Below are 12,543 nucleotides of genomic sequence, written 5' to 3'. Positions count from 1 at the left end.
TAATCTGCATAGATGCCCTCACATCAGGAGACGAGGGCGGCGACGGTTTCTGGCTCCTCCAGGCGGAAGACACCGCGCTCCTCTTGATAGGAGAAGAGCTCGGCATAGCGTCCCCAGTTAATGGCGGTCTCCAGTTGTGACCAGGACTCATCATCACTGAAGTGCTCATGCAGCTCGCTCAGGAAACGCTCCTCTGGCAGAGTATGACCGGGTTCGCGCGCCAGGTCGCGCACAATATGCCTGAGCATGGTAACGTTTTTGATCGCCTGCTGGCGGAAAAGATCCTTCTCCTCCAGTACGCCCGCCTCGGCGAAGCGCTTGCCAGTCTCGGTCAGGATAAGATCACCTTCCCGGGCCTCGGCGAAGCCCAGGATATGGGCCGCATCAACCAATGGCAGCAGATCATCTACCTCCAATTGCAGATCACGGCCCAGCTGATAAAGGTCTTCACGGCCCCCTTTAGCATGTACTAACTCGATTAACCCGGTGACGTCGCTGATCGCCACGTGCGGCAGGACCTGGTAGGGCTGTGTCCTGACCGGAGCCAGCTTGCCACTCGTCGCCACCTTCTTCTCTTGAGGCATCAGCGTCGAGATGTCCGCGCGCGGGCTGGTCATAATGCGATAGATCAGGTCCACCATCTTTGTATAATTAGTGTTGTTAGCATCCCGCTGCTCGATAGGCAGACCCGGCAGCTCGACGCGGATGATGCCCGGATTGGCTCCCAGCACCACGATGCGATCGGCCATCAACACGGCATCGTCGATATTATGGGTTACCATCAGGATGGCGCGCGTCGGAATCTTATGCTCGCGCCACAGACTCAAGAGCTCTTTGCGCAGATTGGCGGCCGTCAAAACGTCCAAAGCGCTAAACGGCTCGTCCATGAAGAGCAACTCAGGCTCAACAACCAGAGCGCGGGCAAAGCCAACGCGCTGACGCATACCACCCGAAAGCTCCTTGGGATAGGCATCTTCAAAGCCGTCCAGGCCGATGGTATCAATAGCGGCCAGCGAGCGGCGCATGCGCTGCGTGGGCGGCACCTCCTGTGCCTCCAGGCCCAGTTCGACGTTCTGCAGTACGGTAAGCCAGGGGAAGAGGGCAAAGGTCTGAAAGACGATTGACAGATGTGGATTGGGTCCGTGCTGCGGCATCCCTTTAAAGAGGACCTGTCCCTCAGTTGGTCGCAGCAGACCCGCCAGGATACGCAGCAAGGTCGATTTACCCGAACCCGAGGGACCCAGTAAAGCAACGAACTCGCCCGCGTTGATCTTGAGATCGATGTCGTCCAGGACCACGGGAGGATTGACGCCACGGGGACGCTTGCCGTCCATATCATAGATCTTTTTGACGTTGCGCGCCTCCAGCAATGTTTCGCCAGCATGAATGTTGAAATTGACCATGATTCATCCCTCCTCTTTAACCCAATGTATAGCGACGCTCGGTCAGCCCATAGAGGCGCTTCCAAAGCAAGCGATTAATCAATATGACGACGGCAGCCATCAGCAGAGTACCTGCCAGCAGCAATGAAAAATTGCCATCGGCACCCGAAGCTGCGATGACCGAGCCCAGTCCAAAAGTGCTCACGGTCTTGCCATTGAACGTCACATATTCAGAGACCACACTGGCGTTCCAGGCGCCACCGCTGGCGGTGAGCATCCCCGTCACCAGGTAAGGAAAAATCGCCGGCAGAATCAAGGTGCGCCAGCGACGCCAGCGCGTGACGTGATAGATGGTGGTCGCCTCTTTCAAATCGCTCGGGATAGACATGGCGCCGGCGATAATATTAAAGAGCATGTACCATTGCGTGCCCAGCAACATCAGCAGAATAGCAGCCAGTGAGAGTCCTCCCGGCAGTCCCACCAGAGCCACCAGCAAGATCGGGAACAGCGCGGTGGCGGGGATCGATGCCACCACCTGCACCACCGGCTGTAGACGTCGCGACCATTTCGGCGAGAGCCCGATGGCTACCCCTACGGGAATCGTCCAGGCCAGGCCGACCAACAACGCGATCAAGGTACGCAGGAAGGTCGCCCCGGCTGCCAGCACAAGCTGTCCCCACATGGCGAACGAGACGTTGCGCAACAAAAGCAGCATAAACCACAGGCCAGCCAGCACTCCCACCAGCAAGGCCGCCAATAGCACGATCTTGAGCAGACCACCCACGGTAAAGCGGCGCTGACCCTCTTTATCTGTGCTGGCCAAACCGGTCGCGACCTGCAATGGCTGCAGCCGATTCAGGATACCAGCAATCACAGAGCCAATTGGTCGGAAGAGACGCTGGTTGAGCGCACCTACCAGGGCCGAACGGCGCAGGATATTGAGCACCGGAGACGTCGGAGCATCACCCTCGCTATTCATCTCAAGCTTAAAGCGATCCGCCCAGGCCACCAGGGGACGCCAGAAGAAAAAATCCATCAGAATAATTAAAGCGATCAAAGTAATAAGCCCCAGGATTAAAGCGAGCGCATTGCCCTTATTGGCGGCCGTCTGCAGGTAAGAGCCCAGGCCCGGCAATTGAAACGAGCGCGAACCCAGGACAAGCTGCTCCGACGCCATCAAGAAGAACCAGCCACCCGCCCAGCTCATCATGCTATTCCAGATCAAACCAATCATTGAGGCGGGCACCTCTAATTTGAAGAAGCGCTGCCAGGGTCGCAGGCGAGCGATCGATGAAAACTCTTTCAGATCCTTAGGCAGGGTACGCGCTGAATGATAATAGCTAAAGGTCATATTCCAGGCCTGGCTGGTAAAGATCAGCACCACGCTGGCCAGCTCCAGACCGATATTTGCATGCGGGAACAGTCCCACCAGCGCCAGCACCACACCTGGCAAAAAGGATAAAATGGGAATACTTTGTAGTATATCTAGCAGAGGCACCATTACCGTATTGGCACGCTTATTGGTGGCCGCGATATGCCCATAAATGAAAGTAAAGATCAGCGATAAGATATAGGCCAGCAGCATGCGTAGAAAAGAATAGCCGGCATAGACCGGGAGTACGGTCGGCGAAAGATTTATCTGTATGGCTGGATTCAGCGGAGCGGTCCAACGTGAAGCGGCCACGATAATCAGAGAAACGGTCGCGATCAGGACCAGCGCGATACCCAGATCGATGAAGCCCAGCCTTTTGCGCGGCTCCTCGCGTGGTGGACGGTTCTGCCTGGGCGTGCTCGAACCACCCTGGAGCTGCTCACGCTCCTGTACGCTCTCGGGGATGTAAACCTGAGCCATCTCAGTACCTCCATCTATACGTCCTTGTTTTCATCAGACAGCATAGAGGAGCATACTCCAGGAACCCGGATCAAAGTAGCTGGCGCAATTGTACACAGTCGCACACGCCATCCAGGTCTTGCAGGGTTATCACTCGCGCTGCCCGATGTAACGATATTAAAAGATAAACAACGTTGCATCGTTGTTCAGGGTCGGCATTCATGCCAGAAACCTTCTCTTTCCGTCTTTGGCAGATGAAACTTTGTGATGTAGGGAGATACCCTGCGACCATTGTGCGCTTTTCTCCAGAAAAGAGGGCACAAAAAAACCACCGTCGAAGGTGGCACAACTTGAACTCACGGCAAAGGCACCTATGCATTACATGCGCAACGCATACTCCTCCCGTGACAGGTCGGCCACAGAGCAAAGGGATTCGCTCATCCCACTCCTATACATCTCACTCTTGATTGTGTCAGAAGAGACACACCTTTTTGAACATGGTTGGAAAGGACTACCGGGGCCCTCGTCCATAGTGAACATACCTTCCTTTTTATGGTAGAACAATAAATATACGGTTTTCATGGAAACTATACCCTCCTCAATTCGCTCTTGTCAAGCTTATTTGGCACAGATATATTTGTGAGCATGTGCCTTACTCTTGTCTTACTGGGGCACGTGCGCGCCCCCGCTGCGCGGCCGCGCCGGTTTTATGTGTTTGGCGCATGGGGGCGCGGATGCGCCCCCATGCGCCAAACACACCATAGTCTCGTGAGCACCACAGGTGCGAAAGCTTCGGGCCTCGCGCCCGCTTTTCCATTTAGGCTTAGAGCAAGGACCAGTAATCGGCGGCGTCGTCGGCGTTCTGGTCAGCGTTTGAGGAGGTGGAAACCACGTTTTCACCTCCATTTTGCACGATCGCACGCATGCGACCGGTTGGCTGGCGTACAACCGGTCCACTCTCATAAGCTGGCATAGGAGCAGGTCTGGCCGACTGTTGATACGATTGAACGGGCTGCTGGGCTGGCTGTACAGGTGCGGGTTTATACGACGGCACCTGCGCGTCCGCTTCCGACTGTGGTTTTACCTCGGATGCAACTGGCGTCATTACCGCAGGCACACTGACAACAGGTTGGACAATCCCTTTGTTCATCATCTCATAGTACTCGGTCAGACGTAAGGCGATTAGCTGCCCCGGGTTATCAATCATATGGTGTTTCACGGCATCCTGCCGTAACGACTCCAATGCTTCAGAGTCCTTCAACAGACCAACTGTGAAATGCAGAAATTTATCTGATGAAGATTGCGACATACGATTTCTCTTCCTACTAGCTTACATTCCTAGATTAAAATATACGGATTGAAGTTGCGCTGCCATTGTTGGTCGTACTGCCGCTCTGCACCTTGCGGATCAACAGACGGCCGGCCAGGGTACAGTAACCGATACAGTTGGCATGAACCGGATCATCGGGCCGGGACAGGTGGGGGATGCGCTTCTTGAGGAAGTTGTAGAAATAGAAGACACCGCCACCAATATTCAGGACCGGCTTGAAGCTGGCGGCAACCGCGTCGCGGTCACTCTGTCGCCAGGCAGAGGCCACGAAGGAGACGATCTCGCTACCAACCTGGGCCACCGCCTCTTTGACCAGTTTCTCCAGTTCATAGTTCCCAATCGTCTGTCCATACGAAGCGATCTCTGGATAGCGAGCAAGCTCACCCTGAGACTGGGCCGCGTATGCGTGCATAATTTCGCGCGCCTCCAGCAATGAAAGGGGACGATCATACTTGTTCTCAAATGAGTCCATCATCATCTGAGTAGCCGTCTCAACACCCACCGGTTTACCCTTACAATACTCAACCACGGGCACCTGTCCACGTGCCACATACAGATCAGTGGTACGACCACCGATGTCGATCACCGCGCTCTCGGTCATCTTGTTGGTAGAACGATCGTTATAGGCGATCAATGCGCCGGCACCTTCCATCACCACGGTCGCCACTTCAATGGTCACGCGGCGAGGGGTCTTCTCATCATTGAGTGTAAAGGTATATGTCCCATCCAGCGCCTCTTTGATGGCCAGGCGTAAGGCAGCGTTTTTAATATATGTTTCCGCTGGCAGACCCGTAACGACGTAGATACCAAACTCATCATCAGGAATCAGCGTGGCAGCTACGGTGAGTAAGCTGCGCAGGCTAAAGCGACTGGCGTAACGCTGGATATCACCGCGTCCATGATAGGCGTCGATCGACTGCTGCAAGGCCAGATCACCGATCGCATAGGCCGCCTCTTCATCCTCTAACTGCATTACGTGAACGTTTGATTGCTCGACATTTACACCAAGGTTACGCAAAGCGATCGTATCAACCTTGGCGAAGGCTGTCGGTATGCTAAGTGAGACCGTCTTGCCATTGATGACGGTCACACCACCTATCTCGGCATTACCAAAATCATGCCCATAAGGATACCATTTCATGATTTCGAACTCTCTTCTGTACTTCCTGGATATTGAATAAAAAATTTGCGATACGAATCCGTTGCCTAAAATAGACATTTCTATTTTGCAACGATAAACGCCTATGCGAATAACTTTTCTCATGCTTATGGTACTTATGTCAAGCTCCGATTTGAATTTAAGAGCACCACCGCCATATAGATTGCAACCGAGCGGGCATCTATATGCTTGACTTTTATGCCCGCTTTGTTTATTACAAACAGTAGGTAACGTCTGCTAAAAAGTAGCGCCGTTTCGCCGCACCGCTGCGGCGGAGAATGGAGAAGTTCTCATGGCATGGAATAAAGAGGTGGCTGCGCGCGATTTCCTGCCCATCGAAGAGCGCCAGCAGTTACAGCTCAGACGACTTCAGCATACCGTTCAACGTGTCTATACGTCGGTTCCTTTCTACCGGCAAGCCATGGATGGCTTGCAAATTCACCCTTCTCAGATCACCAGCCTGGCCGACCTGCACAGATTGCCATTTACCACCCGCTATGACCTGATCGAACACTATCCCCTGGGATTGCTCTCTGTGCCGCGTGAGCAGTTAAGCCGCGTACATGCTTCATCGGGGACGCGAGGCAAAGCGAAGATCGTCGGCTATACGCAGCACGACATTGATATCTGGGGCGAGGTTTGCGCTCGCTCACTGGCCTGCGCCGGCCTGCAGCCAGGTGATATGTTGCATAATGCCTATGGTTATGGGCTCTTCACCGGTGGCCTGGGACTCCACTATGGGGGTGAGTACCTGGGCGTGACGATAGTTCCCATGTCCAGCGGCAACACGCAGCGCCAGGTCACCTTTTTGAAAGATCTCCAGCCGACCGCCCTCTGCTGTACCCCCTCATACGCCCTGACATTGGCCGAAACTCTATCCGCGCTGGGCCTGTCTATACAGGACCTGAACTTAAGGTGTGGCATCTTCGGAGCGGAGCCCTGGACTGACGCGCTGTGCCAGCAGATAGAGGACAAACTTGGTCTGCAAGCCCTGGATATCTATGGGCTCAGCGAGGTCATTGGTCCCGGTGTGGCTATGGAATGCATACAGGGCCACCAGAGCAAACAGAATGGCCGTAGCCTGCATATTTTCGAAGACCATTTCCTGCCCGAGATTATTGATCCAGTAACTGGCGAGGCTCTACCGTATGGCACAGAAGGAGAGCTCGTCTTTACCACCATCACCAAAGAAGGTATGCCGCTGCTGCGCTATCGCACCGGGGATCTCTGTACGCTCAGCACCGATCCCTGTGCCTGTGGTCGTACCCTGGTGCGCATGAGCCAGATCAAAGGGCGCGTCGACGACATGTTGATCATTCGCGGCATCAATGTCTTTCCAGCAGAGATCGAACGCATCCTCTTCGGCTTTTCAGAGCTGGCTCCCTATTATCAAATCCTGGTCGATCGCGAACGCACACTGGATACCCTCACAGTCCAGGCCGAAATAGCAGCAAACAGGCAGCCACCCATTGATGGACAGGAGATCAACAACGGAGACTGGATGAATAACGAACAGGTCCAGCGGTTACAGAGACGCGTTTCTGAAGCGCTTTCAGCACAGCTCCACTTACACATCGCCGTCCAGGTCCAACCGCCGGGTACCCTGCCACGCAGTGAAGGCAAAGCCGTCCGCGTCATCGATCGCCGTCCCACATAAATATATCCCCTCCATAGCTTCAGGCTTCACACCCGATTAACGTCCCCATGATGATTTCTCAGGAATATCATCATGGGGGACGCAAAACCATAGAACAAGGTTATATTCATCACATTATCGCCCGCATCTACGGTATTTCATGTTGATGATATAATGTAAGAGCTTATTGAATAATCATTATATGCAACTTATGCTGTTTTGCAGGTCAGCAGCTCTTTTTTGCGCTGCGCGAAGACCTCGCGTGCTACGGCAAGAAATCCTTGTAGGAGTGGAGAGCGCGCGTCCCGTCGCCAGAGCAGCACTGTCCGGAACGCGAGATTGTGATCGAGATCGGACAGCGGAAGATACACCACGCCCGGCACAGATAGTCCCATCGCTGACGACGCCACCAGCGAGACTCCCAGGTCCGCCGCCACCAGGCCCAGCAAAATATGGATCTCGGAAACCTCCTGCTGCACACGCGGACTCCGTCCACAGATGCGCTCGATCCGCTCATAGAGCACCCCGCTATCAGAGTCGCGCGGACAAAAAAAGAACGGCTCCTCGATTACATCAGCGAGCGCGACCGCTGACCGGTGCGCAAAGTGGTGCCGTTCAGAGCAAACAGCCACGAAAGGCACGTGCTGCAGCACTTCCGCGTCAAATTCCGCTGGCAGATCCTCAAAGGTGGCGGCGAAACCCGCCTGGATACGCTGCTCTTTTAAGGACTGCAACTGCTCCTGTAGATACATCTCTTTGAGCTGCACCGTCACCTCTGGAAAGTGCCTACGATAACTCGTCAGCACCTCCGGAATAATATTCATCGTCGCGACCTCGGCATTGACAAAGCCAATCTCCAGGCGTCCCCACTGGCCGCTTTGTGCCTGCTGCATATGCATAAGAGACAGATCCACCTGCTCAAGGATGCGGGCGGCATCCTGCACAAACAGTTCACCTGCACTCGTCAGGCGTACCCCGTGATGATTGCGCTCGAACAGACGCACGCCCAGAATGCGTTCCAACTGTAGAATCTGCTGACTCAACGCAGGCTGCGCGATATAGAGCTTCTCGGCCGCGCGCCTGAAGTGCAGCTCCTGGCTCACCGCCATAAAGGCGCGCACATGGCGCAATTCCAACTGATCATTATGCATAAACGTTCTCACCATAAGAAAAAATAAGTATTGGACATAAACTTAGTATAGCAGTATAGTCAAAGGGCAAAGCAAGATCGACATCTTTTTCCTGTCCTCGGCACAGTTGTCAACAAGCACCGTGCAATCGTCAACGCTGCTTACGCGTGGCTCTCGCCATCACCGAGTTGCAGGACGAAAAGCTCAGTAGAGAAGGCTTGCCGATGGCAGGCCATGCGGCTGCGCGTAAGTGGTTGCATGGCATGATGATAGATACAACGCTATAACAACGCACCATTGCATCAGTGGAGCCTGGTCAACAAAGGTGGCGATCCTGCTTCATTCTCGCATACACCAATATCTATATAAAAAGGAGAACCTATCTATGAGTAACCTTCATGAGCGTAACGACGTGGATGTCACGAATCGGGACACCTATGACCTGGAGAATAAAGCAGCATTCAAAAAGCAGATGGATATGCTGAACCCGCCGGTTATCCAGGAGTTCCGTGCTAGCGACGGCAAGATCGGCGGCCAGTTCACCGGCCACGATATACTGCTGCTGCATACCATCGGCGCAAAAAGTCAGCAGCCGCGCATCAATCCAGTGGGATACGTACCGTATGGTGACGCTATTCTAATTATCGCCTCCAAAGGCGGCGCGCCGACCAATCCCGATTGGTACTACAATATCCTGGCGCATCCCGAGGTCGAACTAGAAGTGGGCACGGAACGTTTCAAGGCACACGCCAGGATCACCGAGGGCGAGGAACGGGATCGTCTGTTCGCCATTTTCACGAATAAAGAGCCAGGCATGGGCGAGTACCAGACACACACGACCCGCCTGCTCCCCGTGATTGTCCTCACAAGAATCTAGACAAGCATATCTACATTGTGCTAATGGGTGAAAAAGACAGAGAACTGTGGTACGCTTTAGTTGGTCAGCAAAGACAACGAAGGAGCGTATCTATGATGCCTGGCAAAGCGGCGGTTCTCCCTCCTTTTTTACCCAGGGTTGAGATACAATGACAGGGATCAAGCGTGTTCCAACAAGCCTTTCAGCGCCTGTAAGAGCTCCACTTCTCTCCGATTGCCGCGCAACGGAGGCAAAGCCGTCCGCGTCATCGGTCGCCGCCCCGCATAAACATATCCCCTCCATAGTTTCGGGCTTTACGCCCGATGAATACCCATGATGATATTCCCCTGGAATGTCATCATGGGACGAACAAACCATAGAACAAGGAGATTATTCCACTCATCATCACCCGTATCTACGACATTTCATGTTGGTGACATAATACAAGAGCTTATTGTATAATCACCATATGAATGCTTTTTATTTGATCTCGCTATAAAAGCTTCCTTCATTAGAAATACATAAATATTTTGATATAGAAGAAAACGGATATGGGTAAAATGGCTAACATACTTGTACTACCATTTCTAGCGATTACCCTCATTTGCTATGGTAGCCTGGTAGGGACGGACGTTTACAACAGATATAAACTGCGTAGAAAGTCTACCACGTATCTACGCTGGCAACACCTGCTTGTAATCAGCGTCACCATTCTGCTAGCAGCATTTGTGGTGCTATCGCTCACACGTATAAGCTGGGAGCAGGAAGGCATCATAGTGTTGCTCTATGGGTTATGTATTGCAAACATAAATTTATGGGATCTGCACTCTATCATGCTACATCCAATTGAGCCTGAGCGACTGCAGCCATCGGATAGAAAGCTAAAAAGAACAGCAATTATAGTTGTATCTATGAGTTACCAGTTTAATACATTTATGATCTCAGGTGGCATAGCCTGGATCTTTATAGCAACAGTTCACTATCTGTAGAGCTCTATCATTGCACCCATCTGTATGCTATTCCTTATGTTCCTTTTTATGGCATTGATCGCTCACTTATACAACCGCTGGCATAAGCAGGCGCTGGAGATAGCCTATGAGCAACGACAATCGATGCCAGCCGATTACGCAAGCGAAATTGAGGCTGAATATAAGGGATTACTGGCCCAAAGGACACAGGAAAAGGGCTGGGTAGGCTGGAAATTTAAAAGTGTTTTAATCGGACTCTGGCCGACTATCATATTATTTGCCCTTCCCATAGTGGTCTCACAGTTGCACTGGTCAAAATGGATCCTGATCCTGGGATGGGCGCTATTTGGCGTCCTGGCAATTATGCAACCTTTTATCAGGATGGTCCCGGCGATGACCCCATTACCCACTGGAGCGGCAGGTAAAAAATTGCTACAGGAATATACCCGGCTTGAAATGTTTGACGGCATATCTGCCTGCGCTATCGCTATTCTTCTCCTCTTCACAACGTTTATCAACAGGCCCACATCACTAATTGTGCTCGGCATCGTCGCAGGCGCTGCCTGTTTGACTATAGCCAGCACCTTTTTTCTTCGGTATCAGAAAATTAAAAATAAGGCCCAGAAGCAGTCATCCACAGCAAAAAAACAACCTCAAAAAGCAGAGGCTAACAATATATTCCAGTTCAGCACTATCCTGCTCACCATAAGAAGGATGCTTGTATTCTACTGGATCTTCGCCTATATTGAGCGGGTCTTTGAGGGGAGCGTACAACTATTAATCATTGCCTACTGGTTTATATTTATAGCGGTGATCGCCTGCGGTGTATTGCTAATGTACGACCGTCAACTTACCAGCAAATTTCCAGAAGCTAAAGAACAAGCCGCGTAATGATGGCCGAACGTTGCTGAAGAAAGGAGCGATAAAATTGCTGCTGAAAGCCTGTCTGAATGGAAGTCGCGAGGTGGGAGAACACGTGGCGTTACCGGTAACATCAGAAGAGCTGGCGCGGGACACGGAGGCGGTGGTCGCGGCAGGAGCGGGAGCGATCCATGTTCATCCACGCCGCGTCGATGGCGGTCAGTCCCTGGAGGCTGAAGATATCGCGAACGCGCTGCAGACAATACGTACACGCTGTCCCGGGATACCCATCGGGGTCAGCACGGGCATCTGGATTGAGCCCGATATCGCGCTACGCCTGCAGCGCGTCCAGCAGTGGACCGTGTTGCCAGATTTCGCCTCGGTCAACTTCTCGGAGCCGGGCGCGGTTGAACTCTGCTACGCGCTGGCGGCACGCGGCATCGGCATAGAAGCGGGGCTGGCAACAGCGGCCGACGTCAGGCTGCTGCACGCATCGGGACTGGCCGATCAATGTCTGCGCATCCTGATCGAACCCGCCGAAAGCGAGGTCGAGGCCGCCCTGGCCAATACCACCGCGATGATCGCGGCTCTGGACGAGGCACGCATCCAGAGGCCGCGCCTATTGCATGGCGCAGATGCAGCCGCCTGGGACATACTCAAAATGGCCGGCTCGCTGGGCTATGATACCCGCATCGGCCTCGAAGATACGCTTACCCTGCCAGATGGGCAGCGAGCCCAAGGCAACGCCGAGCTCGTTTCTCTGGCTGCAACAATCTGTGGTATTCATTGATAAGGGATAATGGGGTTATGAAGAACAAAGAGGTTATTGAGACTGTTTTCTTTGAAAACCAGCAAGGCTGGGAGGCGTGGCTCCATGAGCATGGAGCTGCCAGCCCAGGCGTCTGGCTCAAGCTGGCTAAAAAAGAGGCTGGCATTCCTTCTATCACCTACGCTCAGGCCCTGGAGGGTGCACTCTGCTACGGGTGGATCGACGGGCAGAAAGCCTCTCTTGACAATCAATACTGGCTACAAAAATTTACGCCGCGCCGTCCCAGAAGTATCTGGTCGAAGATCAATTGCGATAAAGCCATGCAATTGATCGCGGCCGGCAGGATGCAGCCAGCGGGACAACAACAGGTGGACCTTGCTAAAGCGGATGGACGTTGGGACCAGGCCTATGCCGGACAGAGCCAGGCCACAATCCCTGAAGACTTTCAACAAGAACTGGATAAGCATCCAGATGCGCGTAAGTTTTTTGACACGCTGAATAGCAGAAATCGCTATGCGATGCTATTCAGGCTCCAAAACGCCAAAAAAGCTGAAACGCGCAACGCACGTATACAGAAGTTTATAGCGATGCTCGAAAATCAAGAAAAAATCTATCCATAGT

10 protein-coding genes are annotated in these 12,543 nt (G+C 53.1%); 5 read left to right on the top strand and 5 right to left on the bottom strand.

What is annotated here, in order from left to right; all coding sequences use genetic code 11:
• Positions 1–23 precede the first annotated feature (23 nt).
• The 4 genes from KTT_RS34080 to KTT_RS34065 all read right to left on the bottom strand — a co-directional run bounded on the left by KTT_RS34080 (position 24) and on the right by KTT_RS34065 (position 5,684).
• Positions 24–1,403, bottom strand: coding sequence for a nitrate/sulfonate/bicarbonate ABC transporter ATP-binding protein (locus KTT_RS34080; RefSeq protein ID WP_126602456.1), 1,380 nt, complete (start codon positions 1,401–1,403; stop codon positions 24–26).
• A 16-nt stretch (positions 1,404–1,419) separates the two neighbouring features.
• Entirely contained in the window at positions 1,420–3,234 is a 1,815-nt protein-coding gene (locus KTT_RS34075; RefSeq protein ID WP_126602454.1) for an ABC transporter permease, read from the bottom strand.
• An 802-nt stretch (positions 3,235–4,036) separates the two neighbouring features.
• On the bottom strand, positions 4,037–4,522 hold the full coding sequence (locus KTT_RS34070; protein ID WP_126602452.1) for a hypothetical protein: 486 nt from the start codon (positions 4,520–4,522) through the stop codon (positions 4,037–4,039).
• A gap of 34 nt (positions 4,523–4,556) precedes the next feature.
• Entirely contained in the window at positions 4,557–5,684 is a 1,128-nt protein-coding gene (locus KTT_RS34065) for a ParM/StbA family protein (RefSeq protein WP_126602450.1), read from the bottom strand.
• A 310-nt stretch (positions 5,685–5,994) separates the two neighbouring features.
• Here KTT_RS34065 and KTT_RS34060 point away from each other — a divergent pair, with 310 nt between their 5' ends.
• Positions 5,995–7,359, top strand: coding sequence for a phenylacetate--CoA ligase family protein (locus KTT_RS34060; RefSeq protein WP_126602448.1), 1,365 nt, complete (start codon positions 5,995–5,997; stop codon positions 7,357–7,359).
• 188 nt (positions 7,360–7,547) lie between these two features.
• Here KTT_RS34060 and KTT_RS34055 read toward each other — a convergent pair whose 3' ends face one another.
• Positions 7,548–8,489, bottom strand: a complete 942-nt coding sequence (locus tag KTT_RS34055; protein ID WP_160146340.1) for a LysR family transcriptional regulator — start codon at positions 8,487–8,489, stop codon at positions 7,548–7,550.
• 364 nt (positions 8,490–8,853) lie between these two features.
• Here KTT_RS34055 and KTT_RS34050 point away from each other — a divergent pair, with 364 nt between their 5' ends.
• The 4 genes from KTT_RS34050 to KTT_RS34035 all read left to right on the top strand — a co-directional run bounded on the left by KTT_RS34050 (position 8,854) and on the right by KTT_RS34035 (position 12,542).
• On the top strand, positions 8,854–9,345 hold the full coding sequence (locus KTT_RS34050; RefSeq protein WP_235845949.1) for a nitroreductase family deazaflavin-dependent oxidoreductase: 492 nt from the start codon (positions 8,854–8,856) through the stop codon (positions 9,343–9,345).
• 1,016 nt (positions 9,346–10,361) lie between these two features.
• Positions 10,362–11,183 carry a hypothetical protein gene (locus tag KTT_RS34045; RefSeq protein ID WP_126602444.1) on the top strand — a complete coding sequence of 274 codons (822 nt, stop codon included), beginning with the start codon at positions 10,362–10,364 and terminating at the stop codon, positions 11,181–11,183.
• Between the two features lie 37 nt (positions 11,184–11,220).
• Positions 11,221–11,943, top strand: coding sequence for a 3-keto-5-aminohexanoate cleavage protein (locus tag KTT_RS34040; protein ID WP_160146339.1), 723 nt, complete (start codon positions 11,221–11,223; stop codon positions 11,941–11,943).
• 17 nt (positions 11,944–11,960) lie between these two features.
• On the top strand, positions 11,961–12,542 hold the full coding sequence (locus KTT_RS34035; protein ID WP_126602440.1) for a YdeI/OmpD-associated family protein: 582 nt from the start codon (positions 11,961–11,963) through the stop codon (positions 12,540–12,542).
• Position 12,543 lies beyond the last annotated feature (1 nt).

It is taken from the genome of Dictyobacter aurantiacus, assembly GCF_003967515.1.
GTDB classification, from domain to species: Bacteria; Chloroflexota; Ktedonobacteria; order Ktedonobacterales; family Ktedonobacteraceae; genus Dictyobacter; species Dictyobacter aurantiacus.
This window is presented reverse-complemented; position numbering and strand designations above follow the sequence as displayed.